19 protein-coding genes and 1 tRNA gene are annotated in these 20,692 nt (G+C 53.1%); 8 read left to right on the top strand and 12 right to left on the bottom strand.

Annotation, left to right across the window (positions count from 1 at the left end; genetic code table 11):
* Positions 1–82: 82 nt before the first annotated feature.
* Positions 83–616 carry a hypothetical protein gene (locus tag WCI03_06610; protein ID MEI8139521.1) on the bottom strand — a complete coding sequence of 178 codons (534 nt, stop codon included), beginning with the start codon at positions 614–616 and terminating at the stop codon, positions 83–85.
* On the opposite strand from WCI03_06610, the gene WCI03_06605 reads away from it, so the two are divergent.
* Together WCI03_06605 and WCI03_06600 are read left to right on the top strand one after the other, a co-directional pair.
* Positions 599–1,255 carry a DUF1456 family protein gene (locus WCI03_06605; GenBank protein MEI8139520.1) on the top strand — a complete coding sequence of 219 codons (657 nt, stop codon included), beginning with the start codon at positions 599–601 and terminating at the stop codon, positions 1,253–1,255. The genes WCI03_06610 and WCI03_06605 overlap by 18 nt on opposite strands.
* Positions 1,256–1,321: 66 nt before the next feature.
* Entirely contained in the window at positions 1,322–1,597 is a 276-nt protein-coding gene (locus WCI03_06600) for a hypothetical protein (protein ID MEI8139519.1), read from the top strand.
* Between the two features lie 83 nt (positions 1,598–1,680).
* Here WCI03_06600 and WCI03_06595 read toward each other — a convergent pair.
* A tRNA-Leu gene (locus tag WCI03_06595) sits at positions 1,681–1,763 on the bottom strand.
* 251 nt (positions 1,764–2,014) lie between these two features.
* Here WCI03_06595 and WCI03_06590 point away from each other — a divergent pair.
* A complete protein-coding gene (locus WCI03_06590) occupies positions 2,015–3,211 on the top strand; it encodes an ATP-binding protein (protein ID MEI8139518.1) in 1,197 nt (398 codons plus the stop codon).
* Positions 3,208–4,599, top strand: coding sequence for a sigma-54 dependent transcriptional regulator (locus WCI03_06585; GenBank protein ID MEI8139517.1), 1,392 nt, complete (start codon positions 3,208–3,210; stop codon positions 4,597–4,599). Before WCI03_06590 ends, WCI03_06585 begins: the two co-directional genes overlap by 4 nt.
* Here WCI03_06585 and WCI03_06580 read toward each other — a convergent pair.
* The 7 genes from WCI03_06580 to WCI03_06550 all read right to left on the bottom strand — a co-directional run bounded on the left by WCI03_06580 (position 4,565) and on the right by WCI03_06550 (position 13,115).
* Complete coding sequence (locus tag WCI03_06580; protein ID MEI8139516.1) at positions 4,565–5,731, bottom strand: hypothetical protein; 1,167 nt, start codon at positions 5,729–5,731, stop codon at positions 4,565–4,567. The two genes, WCI03_06585 and WCI03_06580, sit on opposite strands and share 35 nt — an antisense overlap.
* Before the next feature lie 57 nt (positions 5,732–5,788).
* Entirely contained in the window at positions 5,789–6,472 is a 684-nt protein-coding gene (locus WCI03_06575) for an RNA pseudouridine synthase (GenBank protein MEI8139515.1), read from the bottom strand.
* Positions 6,469–8,925, bottom strand: coding sequence for a U32 family peptidase (locus tag WCI03_06570; GenBank protein MEI8139514.1), 2,457 nt, complete (start codon positions 8,923–8,925; stop codon positions 6,469–6,471). The genes WCI03_06575 and WCI03_06570 overlap by 4 nt, the downstream gene beginning before the upstream one ends.
* 16 nt (positions 8,926–8,941) lie before the next feature.
* On the bottom strand, positions 8,942–9,913 hold the full coding sequence (gene corA / locus WCI03_06565; GenBank protein MEI8139513.1) for a magnesium/cobalt transporter CorA: 972 nt from the start codon (positions 9,911–9,913) through the stop codon (positions 8,942–8,944).
* The gene (locus WCI03_06560) at positions 9,910–10,524 is read right to left on the bottom strand and encodes a hypothetical protein (GenBank protein MEI8139512.1); all 615 of its coding nucleotides are present in this window, start codon (positions 10,522–10,524) and stop codon (positions 9,910–9,912) included. Before WCI03_06560 ends, corA begins: the two co-directional genes overlap by 4 nt.
* The gene (aroB, locus tag WCI03_06555; protein MEI8139511.1) at positions 10,508–11,596 is read right to left on the bottom strand and encodes a 3-dehydroquinate synthase; all 1,089 of its coding nucleotides are present in this window, start codon (positions 11,594–11,596) and stop codon (positions 10,508–10,510) included. Before aroB ends, WCI03_06560 begins: the two co-directional genes overlap by 17 nt.
* 103 nt (positions 11,597–11,699) lie before the next feature.
* Entirely contained in the window at positions 11,700–13,115 is a 1,416-nt protein-coding gene (locus WCI03_06550) for an ATP-binding protein (GenBank protein ID MEI8139510.1), read from the bottom strand.
* A gap of 153 nt (positions 13,116–13,268) precedes the next feature.
* On the opposite strand from WCI03_06550, the gene WCI03_06545 reads away from it, so the two are divergent.
* From WCI03_06545 to WCI03_06530, 4 genes are read left to right on the top strand one after another with little or no spacing between them, the layout of a single operon-like run.
* Positions 13,269–14,978 carry a proline--tRNA ligase gene (locus tag WCI03_06545; protein ID MEI8139509.1) on the top strand — a complete coding sequence of 570 codons (1,710 nt, stop codon included), beginning with the start codon at positions 13,269–13,271 and terminating at the stop codon, positions 14,976–14,978.
* Positions 14,975–15,256 (top strand): HU family DNA-binding protein, encoded by a 282-nt coding sequence (locus WCI03_06540; protein MEI8139508.1) that lies wholly within the window; start codon positions 14,975–14,977, stop codon positions 15,254–15,256. Before WCI03_06545 ends, WCI03_06540 begins: the two co-directional genes overlap by 4 nt.
* Positions 15,257–15,260: 4 nt before the next feature.
* Positions 15,261–16,541 (top strand): histidine--tRNA ligase, encoded by a 1,281-nt coding sequence (gene hisS / locus WCI03_06535; protein ID MEI8139507.1) that lies wholly within the window; start codon positions 15,261–15,263, stop codon positions 16,539–16,541.
* A complete protein-coding gene (locus WCI03_06530) occupies positions 16,538–17,161 on the top strand; it encodes an MBL fold metallo-hydrolase (protein MEI8139506.1) in 624 nt (207 codons plus the stop codon). Before hisS ends, WCI03_06530 begins: the two co-directional genes overlap by 4 nt.
* Positions 17,162–17,170: 9 nt before the next feature.
* Here the strand turns inward: WCI03_06530 and WCI03_06525 are convergent, their stop codons facing one another.
* Genes WCI03_06525 through WCI03_06515 form a run of 3 tightly spaced genes read right to left on the bottom strand, consistent with a single transcriptional unit; the run spans position 17,171 to position 20,654 of the window.
* Entirely contained in the window at positions 17,171–17,920 is a 750-nt protein-coding gene (locus tag WCI03_06525) for a hypothetical protein (protein ID MEI8139505.1), read from the bottom strand.
* 14 nt (positions 17,921–17,934) lie between these two features.
* Positions 17,935–18,768, bottom strand: coding sequence for a thrombospondin type 3 repeat-containing protein (locus WCI03_06520; protein MEI8139504.1), 834 nt, complete (start codon positions 18,766–18,768; stop codon positions 17,935–17,937).
* Positions 18,765–20,654, bottom strand: coding sequence for an ice-binding family protein (locus WCI03_06515; GenBank protein ID MEI8139503.1), 1,890 nt, complete (start codon positions 20,652–20,654; stop codon positions 18,765–18,767). Before WCI03_06515 ends, WCI03_06520 begins: the two co-directional genes overlap by 4 nt.
* Positions 20,655–20,692 lie beyond the last annotated feature (38 nt).

Here is a 20,692-nt window from a genome sequence, read left to right as displayed (position 1 = left end):
GATCACGAGGCTGATCCAGGCCGGAACGAAAATGCCAAGCCCAATGTCCTCCAAAAGTATCGTCCGGATACCACACCGGAATTCACGGACTAATGGCCGTTCTTTGCCGCAAGAAGTGGATGCCGATCCACAATACGGGAAGAATACCCCAGTAGAGCATCATAAATCCCGGATATTGCCACCAGTTTATCCCATAGTAATACCAATCTGAAACAGGGTAGAACATGAGCGTATGCCACCGCCCCGAATCGTGAGAGAAGCTGTCCATCAGGATGTGGAGTGGCCACGAAAGGGCTGGGACAAAAAGCGGGCGGGCGAGCCAATAAATCACGCACAGTACGAGACTGGCGGTCAACAGACTATGAGTGCTGTGATATAAAATGAAAACGTAAGGAGGCAGGCTATGAAAAGATATCGGTTCTCCTCTGATCAGCATTTGGATAAAAGTCGCGCCGATTGAGGTTAAGTCCGGCAGCGTGCCAAATAGGACCGCCACCCAGACCGTCCAATCTTGCACATAGGTGCCGCGTGGCACACTCATATTCTGGCGACTACCAGCCAACCCGGTGCAACTGAAAAACGTCGCTCCATATAACGCATGTGCCAGAATATCCACGCTCAGCAACCTCTTTGTGTTGATCTCTGCATGCGAAAGAGACTACCTTGCCAGCTATGGAACGGCAATACACTATTGTCTCAAATCAAAAAAAGGAGGGCCAGAATGCCGCTCTCGAACAATGACACTCTTAAACGACTCCGTTACAACCTGAATCTGAACGATAATAAGCTTGTTGAAATCTTCCGGCTCAGCCAATTCCCCCTCGAAAGAGACGTGATTCAAAACATGCTCAAAAAAAATGGAGAGGAAGGGTTTATCGATTGTTCTGACGCGATCCTCTCGGCTTTCCTCGACGGTTTCATTATCAAACGCAGAGGGCGGCGAGATCATCCCCCCACTCCTCCTCCCCGGTTCGATCCGGAATTCATCCTGAGCAACAACGATATCCTAAAAAAACTGCGTATCGCCCTTGAGTTAAAGGAAGACGATGTGATTGCCATTATGAAAAAGGCGGGTGCCGACATCACTCGCTCCGAACTCGGAGCGTTGTTCAGACAGAAAGACAGCAAAAACTTTAAACCATGCGGTGACCAGTTCCTGCGAAACTTCATAACAGGTTTGAAAGACGTCTATAACAAACAGGCTGGTGCTCAAGATACTCAAACCGATGCTATTATTCAGGGAATTTGCTCTTGAACTTCGATCCAACGTGTTCATAATTACGCTAACTTAAAAAGGAGATTAACCATGTTCAAGAATCTTATGATGGGTACGATGGTTATGGGAATGGCGTTAGCGGCGACTTCGGTAATGGCTGGCGCAGGAAAAACGTATCAAGTGACAGGCCCGGTGATGCAGTTGACCGACACCAAAATTGTGGTGGAAAAAGGCAAGGAGCAATGGGAAATAGCCCGTACTGCAGACACGAAAGTTGGTGGTGACCTTAAGGTTGGTGCTAAAGTGACAATTGAGTACACGATGACGGCTACCGACGTGAAGGTGAAAGCCGATAAACCAGCGGCCCCGGCAGCCAAATAAAGAGGAATCTGTCACTTACCTCCCGCAGATGACCTGTCTTGAACCTCAAACGAGGCTTCACAGACAGGTCGAGAAATAATGATTGCCCGGGGTGGGACTCGAACCCACACACCCTTGCGGATAAGGGATTTTAAGTCCCTTGCGTCTGCCATTTCGCCACCCGGGCGGATTGCGGCTTGTATATGTATCAAAGTTTTCACAATACACAAGACTGCACTGTTACAAGAACTCGGTCCCCATCCCCGGCCCCAAATCATAATTGTAATCGTAATCATATTCTCCGCCCCTCGGCGATCAGGATAAATTGCGAAAATCCACGCAGAGATTAAGATTAAGATTAAGATTAAGATTAAGATTACGATTATGATGAGGATTTGATAGCTTATGCGTCAGATTGACACTGCGACAGATTAGACCATGAAAGCTGGATTCTTAGAAAAACTTATTTCACGACTCGATCGCCTCGACCCTGAAAGCGTTCAGACGCATTTCCTGCGTTTAGCCAAGGAAAAAGGGCTATTGGAAACGATTTTTCAGTCCATTCAGGAAGGGGTTGTGGTTCTTGATGGAAAAGGAACCATCACTTACACCAACCGGGCGGCAGGCGAATTAATCGGGTTTAATCATGTGACAGCCATTGGTAAGCCCATGAGCAAGTTCCTCAGAGAAATCGACTGGAATCGGATATTAAATCTGGATACAGGGGAATGGACCAAATTGAGCAGCCACCAAATCGAAGTCCGCTACCCTGAAACTCGCGTTCTCAATTTCTACGTCGTGCCCCTCTCCGCTGTGGAGAATACCGAAAAGGGCGCCGTCATCATCCTACGGGATGTGACACGTGACCGCGCGCAGGAAGCCTCGTTAGTGGAATCAGAACGTCTGAATGCGGTACGCCTGCTCGCCGCCGGGGTCGCCCATGAGATTGGCAATCCCCTGAATGCCCTGAATATCCACCTCCAACTGCTCGACCGTGAACTCAAAAAAAGTAATCATAACAACCGTCCGGATCTCCTTGAATTAGTTGAGGTGGCCCGCACCGAAGTCACCCGTTTAGATCTGATCATCACCCAGTTTCTGAAAGCGATCCGGCCTTCAAAGCCAAACCTTGTGAAAAACCAGGTGGCGATCATCGTTAAAGATACCCTGACCCTTCTGAAGCAGGAAATCGAAAACCGCGGGGCTCATGTCGAACTGGAATTCCCCTCCGATCTGCCAGCCATTCGATTAGACAAGGATCAGATCAAGCAAGCATTCTTCAATATCATTAAAAACGCCCTGCAGGCTATGCCGGATGGCGGACTGCTCCGAATTACAGCCGCGGCTTCCGATCGTTTTCTGGCAGTTGCCTTCCGGGACAATGGTTCGGGAATTTCCCCGGAAGACATCAGCCACATTTTCGAACCCTACTACACCACCAAATCGGATGGATCCGGTATTGGGCTAATGATCGTTCAGCGAATCATTCAAGATCATGGTGGCCGTATGGATGTCAACAGCGAACCAGGGGTCGGAACCACCTTCACCATGTTCCTGCCGCTGGATGAACGTCGCGTCCATCTCCTAAAGCCTTACAATAACCGTTCAAAATCGCCGCCCGAGGAGAGCCCATGATTGTGCGTCGCACCGTATTGATTGTTGATGATGATAAAAACACTCGCGAAGGCCTCAAGCGGGCACTTCTGGGACAATACGAGGTCATCATGGCTGACAGCGCCGAAAAAGCGCTATCCATTCTGGATGAGCGCACCGTTGACATTGTCTTAAGCGACATTCGTATGTCGGGCATGGACGGCATGACACTCCTTCAGCGCATCTCGGCCCGAAGCAATCCGCCCATCGTCATCATGCTCACCGCCTACGGCAACGTGGAGACCGCTGTTGAAGCAATCAAGCGGGGGGCTTACGACTTCCTAACCAAACCAGTCAATCTGGACCATCTTGATCTTCTCATTAAACGTGCCCTCCACTCCAGTGAAGTGGAGACCGAAAACCTGAATCTTAGAGCCCAACTCGATAGCCATTTCGGACTTAGCAACATTGTGGGCCAATCCGCGAAGATTCAGGAGGTCTTTGACACCATCAAACAGGCAGCCCCTTCGCAGGCCACCATCCTCATTCAGGGCGAAAGCGGAACCGGCAAAGAATTGGTGGCGCACGCCATTCATCAACTAAGTACCAGATCCAAAGGCCCCTTCATCCCCGTCCATTGTGCTGCGCTCAACCCCACCCTGTTGGAGAGTGAATTGTTCGGGCATGAAAAGGGGGCGTTCACCGGTGCCACGGACCGACGTAGTGGCCGGTTTGAGATGGCCGATGGGGGTACCTTGTTTCTCGACGAAATTTCTGAAATTGATCCTTCCATCCAGGTCAAATTGCTTCGCGTCCTTGAAGAACGTCAGTTTGAGCGTGTTGGGGGACACCAGACTCTCGATGTCGACATACGCCTGATCGCTGCCACAAACGCAGATCTCGGAGCTATGGTAAAGGCCAAAACATTCAGAAATGATCTATTCTTCCGACTGGATGTCGTCTCCATTATCTTGCCGCCACTCCGTGATCGTGCGGAAGATATTCCCCTGCTCTTTACCCACTTTCTCAAGGAATTTAACACCCGGAATAATAAACAAATTGAGGACATCACTCCGGAGGCGGTGGAAATGCTCACAGCTTATTCCTGGCCAGGAAATGTTCGTGAGTTCCGCAATGTCATTGAGCGCATGGTGGTGCTTGCCCGATCAAACCGGCTGAGCGTACGGGATCTCCCCCTGTCCATCAAAAACGCAGTCCATGGCGAAACCACCCGACTGGCGCTTGGAACCACAAACGATTCACAGCGCTCCGAACCTGCCTCCATGGCTGAAGGAGAGCGCATGATGATCTATGCGGCACTCAAGAAAAACGACGGGAATCGCACCCTCGCGGCTGAACAGCTAGGCATCAGCCGCCGCACCCTTCAGCGCAAACTTAAGGAGTATCGGTCTTCGCCCCAGGATTCCTGACCTCGGTATTGATTGAACGGGTAGTGGTCCGCCTGTCACTTCCCGACTTTTTCTTCATACGCGTGATAATCATGGCCGTCCTTAAGGCATTCTCAAACTCCGGATCCACAGGTGAACCCAACTCCAGTGCCTGCTGATAATGTTCCTGGGCACCGGGCACATCGGGCGGGAATATGGTGATCAAAATCTGCGCCATATTATAATGGGCTTCGGCGGATTCAGGCTTTATGGACAGCGTCTTCTCAATGGCGTCACGAGCTTTGCCAACCTCGCCAAGCCCCATATAGGCTGTACCAAGGGTCAGCAGCGCATCCGCATTTTTGGCCCGCCACACATCAAATGGCGCCATTAACTTGACCGCATCACCAAACCGGCCATCCCTGCAATTTGCCACCGCGAGCAGCACAACCAGATCGGTTTCCTCCGGCATCAATTCGGTAGCCTCGATCAACAAGGCAATCGCAGGGACCATTCCATTCGCCTTCATCAAACGGTTCGCTTCGGACTTCACCGCAGACACCACCGCCTTGCAAGGGGAATTTGTTCCGCTCCCTGCACTGGTCTTATTGAGTTTGGCGTCCAACTTCAATATCTTGCGTTGCAGGATTTGCTTGTCTTTCGCCGCGTCATTCAATTCGTCTTTAAGTCTATCCACCTCTGCGGCCATTTGCTTTGAATTTGATTCATCGCCTGTTGTCTTCGCGGAGGCAAGGGCCTCCTTCACACTTTGTAACTCTTTCAACAAGACCTGGAGCCTCACAACGTCATTTGACGATTCTGCTTCCGCCTCCAGATTCTTACCCAGGACTGCTTCCGGCTCCCGCGGCATTTCCAGCGCAGCCAAGGCATTCTCACATTCCGTCATACGCCCACTGATCATGAACGCCTGCCAACCGGGGTAATCAGTCTTAAGTTTCTCGTAGCACTCAAGGGCAGCCCGATAGGACTTCGCGGCCTCGGTGTTCTGATTTTCAGATCTCGCCAGTTCCGCCTCCACAACCGCCACATAGGCCTTCTTAAGCAATGCCACCGCTTGCGGCGTAACATTAGTTACCGTCCCCGCCACCGACCCCTGAAGCGCCCAACTCAACATCATGATCACCATCAAAAACAATTTACCGACATGTTTCATAGTATTCAGCTCCCTTAGCACCCTGACAACTTAGCAACTCAACAACACTTTCATCCATTATTTCACGGCAGGCGGAACCAGGCGATCAAAATGGGCCGGCACCTCGGCTTCAAACGACATACGCTTGCCATTAAAAGGATGGTGAATAGACAGAGACCGGGCATGCAACGCCAACACCCGATGGGGATCGTTTTTATTACCGTACTTTCTGTCCCCCACGATCGGATACCCCTGCTCTGCAAAATGCACCCGGATCTGATTCTTACGTCCTGTCAGCAGAGTCACATCCAACAAACTGAATGTCCGCGCCTCCTGCAGGACCTGATAGGCGGTGTGCGACAACAAGCCTTGCGCCTGATTTTGTGTGGAATAGACCCGGAATGCGGCATTTTCAGTAAGATATGATGTTATCGTCCCCTCTTTTTTGGCCAAAATCCCGTGAACCACTGCAAGGTAGTGTTTTTCAGTCTTGTCCCAATTTGCCTGAAGCGTCCGTTTGGCTTCTTCGGTTCTGGCAAAGACCAGGATCCCGGAGGTTTCCCGATCGAGTCGATGGACAATAAAAACCCGTTCCCGTGATTTCCCACATCCCTTGCGAACATAATCGGTCATCAAGTGATACGCTGTTCGCGTTCGCTCGTCATCCGTAGCAATCGTCAGCAACCCTGCTACTTTATCGACCACCACGATGTCCCTATCTTCATAAAGAATGGTTAGTCCCTTAGGCTGGTGTCGTTTCATTTTACCCCCCGTGAATAGTTTCCCTCATAGCCCGCCACGCGATGATCCTGTCTCAAGGTGCGCCATACCTCACACACTTTGGCCGGCTCATAGCGACGGTTGATAAAGTCGGCCCGAACGTACCGGGCGCCCGCCTTCTGGAGTTCCCTCAGCCGCCCAGCCAAAGAAAAGGGAACCTCATTAATCGCCAGCGTTCGACAGCCATGCTGAATCATCCGGACAGCCTCCCCGCTTCCGGACTCCCATTCGCGCTCTGACGAGCGACAATCAGGGCTCGCCGGACAACGCGCCGCCTGTGCGGCCAAGGCGCAGTTCTCTGAAATAAACAACGGCGTATCTTGATATACAATCACCGTCGCATACTCCCCATACTGTTTCAGCAACAAATGCATATTTTCATTACCGTCTTCAGGAGAGAGCGTGAAGCGACTGGCGCCCATGGCCAGCACCTGTCGCGCGGCCGACCGGTTGGAAACATAAACCGACCAGTCGGTTGTGAGTAGCTCGCCGTCGGCAGAATCGGGCGCGCCTGAACAGGACTTGCCCAGCAGAGGCCAGGCAAACAGCGCGGCAGCCTCCCATCGAGCCCACCCTTCGGCCTTCAACACCTTGATTTTCGCCTCAAGATCAGACCGTTCCCACTCACGCATCAAGACCGGCAATGCCAGCCGGATTCGATTGGCACCCACCCGCTCACGCCACTGCACCAAACCGGCCCGTAGCTCCGGTAGAGGATCACGCTGAATCTCGATCACCACCTCATCCAATCCCTGCCAGTCCGCTTCCTCCAACTCAGAAAGATGCGCGATGCGATCCGACTTGAGCGACCAGCGCAGAGCCGCCCCCTTCGTAGGGGCCTGGACGTTCACAGGCTTTTCAGCGACTTGCACGGTCTGAACAGCCTGCCCTCGGCGAGATGCCACAGATTCAGATAATTGGGAAGCCACCTCACGCCGAAGCCGGTTTAGAACGGAGACAGGAATAAAGAGACTATCGGGGTTGTTGACGGCCAAATCTCCCAATTCAAACTGCGTATTGCCCAATTTGCTAAATGCTGCCTGGACGGCTTTTGTCACCATATCCGCATCACGACTGGTTACAAAAGGCCCCGGCATGGAGGCTTTGGCTGACAACCCGGCACAAGCGGCAAGCGTAGCAATAACCTCGAGTTCATCAGCTGAGGCATTGATCACAACATGCATTGCGATTCTAACACGATGAAGGCCTGGTTTCGGACGGGGAAAGCGGTACTGTTGTTTAACCGTCTGGGATGAGGAGCAATAGAGCGGTGCTCCAGTTTTGATTTCAGGATGCTCCTGCGGCAGGCCCACCTCTACAAAGCAGTTTGCGTGAACTTCAAAAACTTCCTCTAACGGTTTCCACCGCTCGCTAAGCTTTCGCAAATGATCAACCGGAAAACCAAAAGGGCGTCCCCGTCCCGGCACATCAGTTTGGATTCCATCATGCCGCTCAAGGCGCCGCTGTGTTTTGAATTGAACCCACTTGCCTCCACCCCGTTGGATCACTTTCTCCACGATGCCAATCGGCGCCCCCCGGTGGCCAACCACCTCAACATCAGTCACCTCCCGATTACGGGAGGAATTCAAATAAAGCTCTGTCCAGGGACGGCTGAAGATGGTTTTAATCTCCTCCTCAGCGGTCCGTTTCTCGATCACAGTAAGACTGCCCGCTAAAAGCTTCCGGTAATATTGAGTCACCGCCGCAACATAGAGGGCGCTTTTCTTCCGCCCCTCAATTTTAAAACTGAACACACCGGCCTCACGCAACTTCAGCACATCCCCGGTCAACGCCAGATCTTTCATAGAAAAGGGATAGACCTTCGCCTGACCGAAGGTATCCCGACAGGGATAAGCGCAACGCCCCCGATTCCCGCTTCGTCCACGCAACATGGACGAATAAAGACAAAGGCCACTATAGGAGTAACAGAGCGCCCCATGGATAAAAACCTCAACATCCACCCCGCCTTCACGCACAATGTCCGCCATCTCTTTCAGCGTCAACTCCCGTGCCAGTGTAACCCGTTTGAAGCCCAGTTCACGGGCGGCAATTGCGCCGGCAACATTATGGATGACCAGTTGTGTACTGGCATGCAATTCCAACTGGGGGAAATATGTTCGAGCCAATCGGGCAATCCCGAGATCCTGAACAATCACCGCATCCACGCCGGTGGCATCAAGGAACTCCAGGGTTTCAATGGCTTCATCCTGTTCCTGATCCTGAATCAAGGTATTGAAGGCCACAAAAACAGAACGCCGCGGGGAGGTTGAATGAGCAAATCCCACAATTTCACTGAGGTCTTCAGGCGAAAAATTGGCCGCCTCGGCACGGGCAGAAAAACGCTGAAGCCCAAGATACACTGCATCCGCCCCATAATGGAAGGCGGCATAAGCGGCATCCAGATCACCCGCAGGGGCTAACAATTCGGTTTTCATCGCCCCGCAACTCCCCTCACCACCAACCCCGGCGCTTAAGGTAGAAATAGAGCACCCCGGTCGTCAACGCCGTGATCAACCAGACCCATACCCACCCATGAGGGTCGTCAAGGCTGGGCCAATGATTGATATTCATTCCGTAATAACTCGTCAGAACCAGGGCAGGCATACATAGGGTGGCCATCACGGTCAGCACCTTGATCACGTGATTCACCTGCATCTGCTGCAAATTGAGGTGAACCTGCAAGACGCCCGTCAACGAGTCCCGGGCGTTTTCGGCCAAGGAACTGATGCGCACCAGCTGATCCAGCAAGTCACGGTAATAAGGCACCATATGACTCCGAACGATCTTAAACTCTCCGTGAGCCAATCGGGCGATTGTTTCCCGTTGCGGCCAGGCGACCTGGCGCAATCGCTGAACCTCCCCTTTGAGCTTCATGACATCAGCAAGAGTATCCTTGGACTGATTGACCATGATGGATTTCTCCAAATTGGAGATTTCAACAGAAATCTCCTCCAAGGCGGGTGCATAGCCCTCGAGCAGGAAATCGAGAATGGTATAGGTCAGTCGATCAGGGGCACGGGCCACTGCAGGTGCATTTTTAAGCACCCGCTCCATCGTGGCATTTACACACTTAAGAGGAGCGTGGTGATACGTTACTAAAAAGTTTTTCCCGATGAACATATCCAGCTCATTGGACTTAAGCTCACCATTCACATAAGTCACCGCATGGACAACCAGAAAGAGATAGCCATCGTATTCTTCAACCTTGGCCCGGTCACTGGGGGTAAAACAATCCTCAATGGCCAGGGGATGGAATTGAAAAACGCCTTCAAGCACGGTTTTGGCTTCCTCATCAGCGCACTCCCCGATATCCACCCAGAATTGGACACCATCATCCTGCAGAACCACCTTGAGCAGATCCAGGGAGAGATCCTGACTGATCAGCCGTCCCTGGGATTGATTGAACACGAATGACTTAATCATACTTCAGCTTTCGCTTTAGCTTTTCGCCCGCGTTTATCAAAAAACTCAAGTTGAGGATCTTTCACAATATTATACGCCTTGAGAATGCGCAGAATTTGAAGTAGATCGGATTTCTCGTAGTTCCGATTTACCCGCACGGATGACACCAGCTCCAACAACATGGTGCGGAAGGAGATCACGCCATCCACACCCCGTTCCCGTAATCCTGCCAGCGTTTTCGCTTGAAGCTCCTCGGAAACGGGCAGCTCGGGGATGCAAAGAATCACGGCGAGAGGTTCCCCACCCAAACGGGCTGCTCCCGCAAGACGAGCGGAGCGCTCGGCATATCGCAGAATTTCAGGAGCCTGTTCATACGAGCCGGAATAGAATCGTTCAGAATGTCCGCCCCGCACCCCCACCACGGCCCGGTGAATGGTTTTCAAATGGGCACTCGTCCAGATCATCTCAGTGGGAATCACATGCTCAAGGACTTGAGGATGGCTCACCAGCAGGTCGAGTTCTTCTTCGACCCGTTTATTCCTCCCCACAGAAACATACTTACAGGGCTGGTTAACCAGAAACCCCAGGTGCTCAAAATATTCCCTGACGATCTGTTCATTTACAGCAGACATTCCAAACCTCCTCGAGGAGGGGATCCTCGACCTCACAGCCCACCACTGCCGCACCTAATTTTTGTGACAAGACAAAACGCGGACGGTTTTTCAAGGTCTTCTTATCGGACAACATGGCGTCCCGCAGAGTCGGCCAAGCCATGATGGCATCCTTCTCAAGACGGGTCGGCAACCCGAGCGCCTGGAGTAATTTCGAAACACGAACGGCATCGGCACTGGGAAACCCTTCCACTCTGGAGGAAAGATGAGCGGCATAATGCATCCCCATCGCCACGGCCTCACCGTGCAACCAGCGGCCATACCCGCCAACCTTCTCGAGAGCATGTCCAAGCGTATGTCCAAAGTTGAGGATGGCGCGCGGCCCGATCTCCCGTTCATCCATGGCCACCACCTCCGCCTTAATTTCGCAACACCGCGCAATGACTGACTCCAATAACCCCGGATCACGCCTCAGCAATTCATTGGTATTTTTTTCCAACAGATGGAAAAAGGACGCATCCCAAATCACGCCATACTTAACAACTTCTGCCAGCCCGGACACATATTCACGTTGCGGGAGCGTTTTGAGCAGATCCAAATCGGCATCCACCTCAATGGGTTGATAGAAGGCGCCCACCAAATTTTTGCCTTGCGTCAGGTTCACACCGGTCTTCCCTCCCACCGAACTGTCAACCAGGGCCAGCAGAGAGGTGGGAATTTGCACAAACCGCACGCCCCTCAGATAAGTTGCCGCCACAAACCCGGCCAGGTCGCCAACCATACCACCACCTAGCGCGATGATGATGGAATTCCGGTCCAGCCCGGCTGAAGCCGCCTGCTCATACAAAAATTCAACCCACTTCAGGGATTTCGTTTCCTCCCCGGCAGGCACAACCGCGCGCACACAAGCTATCCCCTTGGATTCCAGCTGCTTACGGACAGACTCACCATGCATGGCCTCTACATTGGTGTCAGAAACGACCAGTGCACGGGCAGTCGATTTATCGCCTATGACAGAAGCAAAAGACAACCCCCTGCCGATATGGATGGGATAGGAACGTTCCGCCAGTTTAACATGAATTGTTGTTGCCATTAGTAGTCCTCCAGCCCTCCGCGTGCGGCGGAGACAGGCAGGCAATCTACATCACCCAAAGGCCTGAGTCAACACGAGCGGCACCTCAGCGGCAGACAAACAATTACACCACGGGCAAATCAACATGGAACTTGGTTCCCTGGCCAACTTCGCTCTCGAACCCCAACACCCCGCCGTGATCCTTGATGATCCCGTGGCTTATGGACAGGCCCAGTCCGGTCCCCTTCTCACGCGGTTTGGTGGTGAAAAACGGATCGATAATACGATCACGCACGGATTCAGGAATCCCCGCGCCATGGTCCTCAACCGTTAGCCGCACCCACGAACGCGGCACAGGGCCCTCCACCTTTATCGTTCCGCATTCGACAGCACTGAGTTCCCTCGCCGTGATGAGGACCTTTTTATTTTCATCATACTCGGGATACTTCTCATTCAGTGCGTCACGCGCGTTGGTCAGCAGATTCATAATCACTTGCTGAATCTGCTGGCTACGGCATTCGATCTTGGGCAAATCCTCGGGGACCTTCACCTCCAATGTAATCTGATCATGCCGTAGAACCGTTCGAATCAGCGACAAAGTCCCATCAACAATATCTACCAGACGTGCCGGTTGGTGCGTCTGTTTATCGAATCCGGAAAAGGACAGCAGATTCTTCACAATCGTGGTCACACGTTCTGACGCCTTGATGATTCCCTCCGCAAATTCAGCCGCGGAACTTCCGGCATCCACCGTCTCAAGAATCATCTGGGCGTAGCCTTTAATGCCCATGATGGGATTGTTGATCTCATGTGCCACCCCACTGGCGAGGGTACCAATGGATTCCAATTTCTGCGCCTGGATGAGTTGAGCCTGCAGCGCATCACGCGATTCCTCCGCGCGCTTGCGCTCGGTGATGTCCCGCACAACCTCAATCGCCCCGCATCGACGACCGTTCCGATCAAACAAAGGTGACGCCACGCCCCAGAGATGGGCCCCCTCCCCGTCTCGCAAATGCGGCAGGAAAAACTCGGCATAAATCATATCACCCTTCCGCTGGACATATTTATAAGTGGACTCCAGTTCCATCGAGGGCCGATCCAGGAGATCAATCAACGTCGGGTGCCGTTCGCCATGAAACGGTTCGGCATACACGTAATCCCCCTTACCCAGTAACGCCCCTTTCTTCACGCCAGTCATCACTTCGCAGGCATGGTTCCAGGCAATGACCTTTTTGTCCTGATCCACCACAAAGGTAGCGTCGGGTAAAAACTCGATTACATCCACAAGGCGTTGTTCGACCGCCTGCATCGCAACTTTTCCCCGTTCACGGGCCCAGACTTCTACTCGCAACAAGGCAGACAACAGTACGGCCGTGACAACAACAAAGGCCAATCCCTTGAAAGTGGACCAGTACAAGATCGCCGCGGGATCGGTGAAAATGGCGGACAGGAAACGGTCGGACAAAATGATCCACAACCCGGCAAATAAGACATAGGGAAGGACTACCCGAAAGATCATTTGTCTCATCGCTTGTTTCATTGTTAAATGAATCGCAGTTCCATAATGAGTAGTCAATTTCAATCTCGCCATAGAAACCATGGATCCGGCAGAAGCACTTCGCAATTTCCTTGCATAACTCGTTCTCTTTGTGTCAAATGCGCCCGTTTCATTCGTCAAAAAGGAAGTTATTTTATGCGTTGGACACAGTCTTTGATACCGACCCTGCGGGATGCCCCTCAGGATGCTGAAATTCCGAGCCACAAACTTATGATGAGGGCGGGTTTGATTATGAAACTCGGCGGCGGGCTCTATACCTTTCTTCCTCTAGGCCTGAAGGCACTTCGAAACGTGGAGCGGATTGTCCGCGAAGAAATGGATCGCGCCGGTGCTTTGGAAGTGCTCATGCCAGCGCTTCAGCCCCGTGAGATCTGGGAAACCTCCGGTCGCTATGAAGTTCTCCGCGACGCCATGTTTAAGATCAAAGACCGGCAACAACGCGACATGGTGTTGGGCCCGACCCATGAGGAGGTTATCACCGATCTCGCCGCCCGGCAGATCAACTCCTATCGCCAACTCCCCAAAACGTTCTATCAGGTTCAGACGAAATTCCGGGACGAGATCCGTCCCCGCTTCGGCCTGATGCGCGCCAAGGAATTCATCATGAAGGACGCTTATAGCTTCGACGCGAGCTGGGAAGCTGCGGATATCAGCTATCAGGCCATGTATGACGCCTACGTCCGCATCTTCAGTCGTTGCGGACTTCGCACCAAGGTGGTGGAGGCCGATACCGGCGCCATCGGCGGGGATTTCTCCCACGAATTCATGGTGCTTGCCGACTCGGGTGAAGACGGCATCGTCGAATGCGAAGCCTGCTCCTATGCGGCAAATCTGGAACGTGCGGAGCGGAAAATGCCGGCCGTAAAAACGTCCACCACCGACCAATCCCCGTCCGTTGTGGCAACCCCGGGCATGCGCACGATTGAGGAGGTCTCGACCTTCCTTAAAATTAAACCTTGGGATCTGATCAAAACGTTGATCTATATCGCTGATGGCCAGCCCATTGCGGTACTGGTTGCCGGCAACCGTGAACTTAACGAACATAAGCTCACGCGTATTCTCAAGCTCACCAATCTCCAATTGGCCGACGACGAGACGATCGCCAAAGTCACCGGCGCTCCGGTGGGCTATGCTGGTCCTGTGGGACTCAAAATCCCCATTTATGCCGATGTCGAACTTCAAACGCCTCGCGTGGCAGCCACCGGTGCTAATATTGCCGACAGCCATCTCATCAATGTCCTGGTCGATCGTGACTTCACGGTAACCGCTTTCCACGATCTTGTCATCGCCAAGGAGGGTGACAAGTGTCCCCGCTGCGGCACCCGCATGAGGGGAAAACGCGGCATTGAGGTCGGGCATGTATTTAAATTAGGCACCAAATACAGCAAACTCTTCAATGCTGGCTTTCTGGATGCCGAAGGGAATCATCAGATCAGTGTCATGGGCTGCTACGGCATCGGCGTCACCCGCACCTTGCAAGCCATCATTGAACAGAGCTACGACGCCGATGGCATCATCTGGCCCATGTCCGTGGCCCCCTATAAAGTCTGCGTGGTGGTTCCCAATACCGGCCATGCGGAAAGCATGCGAGTTGCAGAAGAACTCATCAAAACACTGGAATCAAAAGGCATCGAGGTCTTGTTTGATGACCGGGACGAACGTCCGGGCGTCAAGTTCAAGGATGCCGACTTGATTGGACTGCCCATCCGGGCCGTCATCAGCGAACGTTCATTGACAGAGGGGAAAGTGGAAGTGAAACGCCGGACCGATAAAGAGAAACAAATGATCCCTGTTAGTGAAACCGTATCTTTCATAGAAAAAGCCATTCAAGGAGAACTCAAATGACAAAGCGCGAACTCGTCGTACGTATTGCCGGTGAAGTCGGCATCCCTCAACAACAGGTTTTTTCAGTAATCCAGAAAACCTTAGACTACATTACCGAAAGCTTGGCCAAAGGCGAAAATATTGAATTCCGTGATTTCGGGGTCTTTGAGATCAAAGTCCGAAAGCCACGCATCGGCCGTAATCCGAATAAACCGGAAAACACGGTTATCATTCCAGAGCGCCGGGTGGTTAAGTTCAAGCCGGGCAAACAGATGAAAGCCGTCGTTTTAAAGCAGTAATACCATGGCGGATCCCATAAGTTTTGCCCCTCCCCGCGGCATGCGGGACTTTTATCCCGAAGACATGGCGGTTCGTTGTGCCATCTTCGAGGCTTGGACCACCGCCGCGCGACGGTTCGGATTTGATCAATACGACGCTTGCGTTGTGGAAAGTCTGGAACTTCTCAAACGTAAAGGTGGCGAGGAAATCCAGGATCAGATTTACTGGTTCAAGGACAAGAGCGACCGGGAACTGGCCCTCCGCGCTGAGATGACCCCCACCCTCTCCCGGATGATTGTCGCCAAACAAAACGAACTGGCCTTTCCGATCAAGTGGTTTACTATCGCCCAGTGCTTCCGGTATGAGCGCATGACCCGTGGCCGCAAGCGTGAGCATTATCAGTGGAACATGGATGTCGTCGGCGAGCCCTCCGTGGTGGCCGAGGCAGAAGTCGTGATGGCCGCCATCGAAGCCTTAAAGCTGCTCGGACTCGACAACAACGATGTCTGTGTTCACGTCAATAGTCGAGCCTTGCTGTCGGACATTCTCGCCAATTCCGGTATTCCCCGTGAACATCACTCCGCCCTCTTCCTCGCGCTGGACAAACGGGGCAAAATACCTGACGAAGAGATCGCCAAACTCCTGCGTGAAAACGGACTTTCAGAAGGCAGCATTGAGGCAGCCTTCCGCGTCCTCGGACTCAATACCCTCGAAAGCGTCATTGCAGCACTGGGCGAACGAACCCCCGCACTGGAACATTTTCTGAGCTTTTTCGATATCATGAAGCTCTACGGTGCAAGCGACATGGTGAAGTTTGATATCTCCGTCATCCGCGGTCTTAGCTATTACACGGGAATTGTATTTGAAGGCTTTGATACGGGGAAGAGTCTTCGAGCCATCTTCGGGGGAGGACGTTACGACAATCTCCTGGGTGATTTAGGAGGGAAACCCATGACGGCGGTTGGCCTCGGCTTCGGCGATGTCGTCATTGCCGAATTACTGGCCGATAAAGGGAAAGCCCCCCACTCTGGTGCCGGAAAAGATCTGGCCCTGTCCTACATGGAAGAGGCCCAGCGTGATACCGCGATCCAAATTGCCCGCTCCTTGAGAGCAGGTGGCACCAATGTGGATGTTTCGCTACATGCCGAGAAGCCCAAGCACTTTTTCAGTCGTACCGGCAAGGTCGGCTTCCGACGCGGTATTTTTATCGGACCGGATGATATCACCAAAGGTACTGTCAGGATCAAAACCCTGACGGACCGCACTGAAGCAGAAGTGACCATTGCAAGCCTGGTGAAATCATGAAAGTGATTCCCATCAGTGTCGGCACTTTTCAGGTCAACTGCTATCTGGCAGTTTCAAAAAGCAATCAGGCACTCGTCATCGACCCCGGTGACGACGCAGGAATCATCGCGGTCACCGTGCGGCAGAATAAACTCACGGTGGCGGGTTATCTGATTACCCATGGGCACATGGATCATGTCTCGGGACTGGCTGAAATGACCCGGACATTCCCCGCCCCTGTTTCAATTCATCCGCTGGATGAATCCTGGGCGTTCAGCCATCTGAATCAGGCACTTCCCTACTACGACAGCCCCGAGCGCCCGACAAAAATTGAACGGCTCCTAGCTGACGGACAGCATTACGAGGATGCAGAACTTCGCTATGAAATCATCGCTACCCCGGGTCACTCTCCCGGCGGAGTCTGTTTTTATTTTCCGGATGAGAAAGTCATATTCACAGGCGACACCCTCTTCCTGGGCACCATCGGACGCACGGATCTGGATGGGAGTGATGAAAAACTGATGAAGAAATCCCTGGCCCGCCTGGCAAAACTGCCTGATGACACAGCGGTCTATCCCGGCCATGGTCCTGAAACCACCATCGGCCGGGAGAAACGCACCAATCCGTTCATGAAGTTTTAGATGGCCTGCTCAGTCTTCTTTACGCCGCACAAATACGATAATGGCCCTACACCGTCGCTCGAATTCGCCGCGGAACACAATCAGCAGGGAAAGTAACGCGACCACAAGAAGTGCGTAGGCCTCAGGCTCAGGAACCCCCGTTATCTGGGCAGAGAACGAGTCGAGACCGTAGTGTTGGGCCGGGGGAAGATCGCACCCGGCATAGGTACGTCCTATGTAGACACCGATCCAGTCAACTGCCGTTAGATCACTCATGAAATCGGCCTCATCCGCACCGGGCCCGCCTGTCCACCCGGCGGCATAATCAAAACTCACAGAGTAACTGGTCCAGACGGAAACTGTAGGCGGACTCAACGCCAGAGACCAGACACGTGATGTCGACGCAAAGTATAGGGCAAGACTATCCGGGGCATAGTCCTGCGCTCGAAATTCAAAAGTGAGCAACTGAATGCCCGCGGCTACATAATCACCGGTGAACCCGGCGGCAGCCCCGGGAGCGGTTCGTATGATATCGTCCTGGTTCGGTAATGGAACGGTCACCTCCGCGAACGAGATAGTGAGGTAATCGGAATTATTAACGAGTATGGCACCGTCCGGCATCGTATTGACCCAACCGCTCACATTGCCCGTCTGATCCCACCCCTCAAACACGATGGGACTCGCACATAACTCGTAAGCATTCAGGACAGCGATTGCTGCCATGGCGGCGACCAACCGTGGCATAAGTCTTAGCATCACCCTTGTTCGCTTTCTTTTCACATTGAATCCTTCACTTACCACGCCGCGTTATCAACCGTAACGCGATAGAAATAGGGGCCGGAACCAGTGGCCCCGGAATCCCAATAGTAATTCCGGGGTACGCTGGCCTGGATACCCGATTGCTGCGATACCCAGGCATTCGCTAAGTTCGTACCACGCCATATCGTGTAGACACGGTCTGGCGCCGAATCCCAGACAACATCAAATCCCTGATTATGAATTGGATTCTCCAACATCCTTAACGCCAGAACATCAGCTTTATCGAACGGATCGGTACCAGCAATAACCTCCGCTGCATTACTGGCCCGGTCGCCGTCCGTATCAGCCGTACCCCAGTCAGCCCCCTCCACAGCGAAATCGACGGCCATGTAAAGCTGGGCCGTAGTACTGCCACCACGATCCACGGCGAGACCTACCGAAATAATATTCAAGCTGTCGCTTTGAAAAAGCGCTTCCGTCTTCCAGTGCCCAATCGTCCAACCTTCCAAGTAGTCAACCTCCACGATGTACTGCCTCCAGATCCCTACGGTCGGCAAGGGTAACGTCCGGATCCACTGCCTCCCGCTCTGACAATTCAGACGGAGTTGAAGATTGCCGGGAACGCAGTCGAGAGCCAGAAATGAGAACACAACATAAGAGACCGGACTGCGCCCATCTGGAGCTGCCGCTGGCGAATTTGTGACACCCACCACCGCCACGGACTCGGGCATGGGCGCGCCATACTGCGGATTGAACGAAATAGAGATAACGCCGGACTGATTGATCGAGACTGATCCAGCGAATGCGGTTGCGCCAAACATAACCCCCGCCGCCAGCAGAGCCATTGCTCGTGTGTAATGGACGCTCATGGTGCCGGTGCCTCCAGGGGAGTCCAGAAAAACCCGTTAGTTCCCCGATGCCTGTAAAAGTACCCTTTCCCGGTTTCAAGCGAGAACTCGGCGAACTGGTTCTGAGCGCTGTCCCACCACCGGCCATCGTAGTTCGTATCACCGATACTGATGAGCCAGTACTGATTCCAGCGGGTACCGCTCCAAGCCCACAGTTCATCACCATCAGCCATCCCGTAGGCTCCCGACTTGCCGCCCTTCGCGCCGGCCGCCAGAAAACCAAGTTGATCGGGCGGGGTGGCGGCGCCCAGATTGTGATGATACCCCGGTGAGCCCAAAGGCCAACTGAACAGTGTCCAGCCATTCGTCAGAAAGATCGGCGGTGCGTTGGTATACGAGCGGCCAATCCAAACGGTCATGACCGAAGTGGCCGTAGGCGAACAACGTTTGATCCAGAAGGATTCTGCCGGATTGATAATCACGTTCGCATTCGTATCCGCCCCTACGTCCCACCAATTAGTACTTCCGTCCGGCAAGATCACCAGGAGGCATTCCTTCCATGTGCCATCCAAATTCGGTATGTAAACCCTATCGGAACAATCGGAAAAATCCAGCGCGGCATCCAACCCCACCGCCAGTTGTCTGCCAAGTTCCCCGTTCAGATTGTTCTCCGGCGGCACCAGATCCACGGGCACACCCAGGAGACTCCACGTACATGCAAGCAGCGTATTTGGGACGATCATCGCAAAGTCCGGGTTGACCGTATTCGTATAGCTGTTCGTGCCGTAGGACGCTGTAATCCGGTAGAAGCGCTGCGTTGCCGTCGCGACGACCCTCAGATCCGTCCACACCTGGACGCCTGACTCGTTATTGGTGAACGTGGCCAAGGTAGTCCGGACAGCAGCGGAGGCTTCCGCCCCGAGGATTCGATAAGTCCGGTTGCTACCTAAATATACATACACTGCGACGTCATTTGTACCGCTCCGCCGAACGTCCATAATTCGCAGGTAAGAAGTCGCGTCGTTCGGTGCCGTACCGCTCACGTATTCGTCCCGGTTATTGACTTCGTCACCGTCCGGGTCAGTGGTTGCATCAGTTGCGTCGTTGCGGTTCAGTCCATACTGAACCTCCCACCAGTCTGGCATTCCGTCGTGGTCAGTATCTGTATCCACATCAATCACACTGATGCTCTGGCCGTTGAATACAAGATCCCTGCCCGCCAAGGCTCGACCTTCCACTGTACAACTTGTATCCAATGTAATGTCTACAGCAGCCATCAGGGTTCCCTTGAACTCGGAGAACGTTCCTATTGTTACCGAAGAGCCCACCTGCCAATAAACATTTCTGGCAAGCGCACCATTGGTCAGGATAACCCGGCTGTTTCCCGCCCCTGCTGCCGTGATCAACGTGGAACCCATCTGGAAGATCCAAACAGCATTCGGATCGCCACCCGCATCAAGAGTGAGATCACCTGTTATCTGAAGAGAGCTTGCGGACCAATAGAGACCAGGAGTGAGTGTTTCCCCTCCGATATTCCCCGCCTTCGTGATTCGATCTGCAAAGCGGCCTGCAGCATCATTGTAGGCTGTTGTCATATCAACCCTGGCTGTGCTTAATAGCCCAGGATTGGCAACCGAACCCGGCGGTCCAGTGCCATCAACCGTATAGATTATTCCGTTGACTTGATTTGTCAGCAAACCAGTGATGCTTGCCCCTGTACCAGGACACAGTCCGACATTCCCATCAATGATCCCGCCACCTGTTGAGCTGATTGCACGATCGGCTAGCATCGAAAAACTGGTAACCGACCCCAAAACAACTGGCGCAGAACCGGCCGCCTCGAGCGTCCCGATCGGAACCAAGCTCGCAACCGCAAGCACAAGGTACATGAATAACTGTTCAGGCATCTTCACTCCAAATGCCTGTAAGACGTATGTATACGATG

The organism is bacterium (assembly GCA_037143175.1).
Classification (GTDB): Bacteria; Verrucomicrobiota; Kiritimatiellia; order CAIKKV01; family CAITUY01; genus JAABPW01.
This window is presented reverse-complemented; position numbering and strand designations above follow the sequence as displayed.

Excerpts from the sequence above, each read along its gene's own strand:
- WCI03_06515 (MEI8139503.1), bottom strand. The coding sequence starts at position 20,654 with ATGCCTGAACAGTTATTCATGTACCTTGTGCTTGCGGTTGCGAGCTTG.
- WCI03_06580 (MEI8139516.1), bottom strand. The coding sequence starts at position 5,731 with ATGAAACATGTCGGTAAATTGTTTTTGATGGTGATCATGATGTTGAGT.
- aroB (MEI8139511.1), bottom strand. The coding sequence starts at position 11,596 with ATGGCAACAACAATTCATGTTAAACTGGCGGAACGTTCCTATCCCATC.
- WCI03_06550 (MEI8139510.1), bottom strand. The coding sequence starts at position 13,115 with ATGAAACAAGCGATGAGACAAATGATCTTTCGGGTAGTCCTTCCCTAT.
- WCI03_06570 (MEI8139514.1), bottom strand. The coding sequence starts at position 8,925 with ATGAAAACCGAATTGTTAGCCCCTGCGGGTGATCTGGATGCCGCTTAT.
- WCI03_06545 (MEI8139509.1), top strand. The coding sequence starts at position 13,269 with ATGCGTTGGACACAGTCTTTGATACCGACCCTGCGGGATGCCCCTCAG.
- WCI03_06560 (MEI8139512.1), bottom strand. The coding sequence starts at position 10,524 with ATGTCTGCTGTAAATGAACAGATCGTCAGGGAATATTTTGAGCACCTG.
- WCI03_06575 (MEI8139515.1), bottom strand. The coding sequence starts at position 6,472 with ATGAAACGACACCAGCCTAAGGGACTAACCATTCTTTATGAAGATAGG.
- WCI03_06530 (MEI8139506.1), top strand. The coding sequence starts at position 16,538 with ATGAAAGTGATTCCCATCAGTGTCGGCACTTTTCAGGTCAACTGCTAT.
- hisS (MEI8139507.1), top strand. The coding sequence starts at position 15,261 with ATGGCGGATCCCATAAGTTTTGCCCCTCCCCGCGGCATGCGGGACTTT.
- corA (MEI8139513.1), bottom strand. The coding sequence starts at position 9,913 with ATGATTAAGTCATTCGTGTTCAATCAATCCCAGGGACGGCTGATCAGT.
- WCI03_06540 (MEI8139508.1), top strand. The coding sequence starts at position 14,975 with ATGACAAAGCGCGAACTCGTCGTACGTATTGCCGGTGAAGTCGGCATC.
- WCI03_06590 (MEI8139518.1), top strand. The coding sequence starts at position 2,015 with ATGAAAGCTGGATTCTTAGAAAAACTTATTTCACGACTCGATCGCCTC.
- WCI03_06605 (MEI8139520.1), top strand. The coding sequence starts at position 599 with ATGTGCCAGAATATCCACGCTCAGCAACCTCTTTGTGTTGATCTCTGC.
- WCI03_06585 (MEI8139517.1), top strand. The coding sequence starts at position 3,208 with ATGATTGTGCGTCGCACCGTATTGATTGTTGATGATGATAAAAACACT.
- WCI03_06600 (MEI8139519.1), top strand. The coding sequence starts at position 1,322 with ATGATGGGTACGATGGTTATGGGAATGGCGTTAGCGGCGACTTCGGTA.
- WCI03_06520 (MEI8139504.1), bottom strand. The coding sequence starts at position 18,768 with ATGAGCGTCCATTACACACGAGCAATGGCTCTGCTGGCGGCGGGGGTT.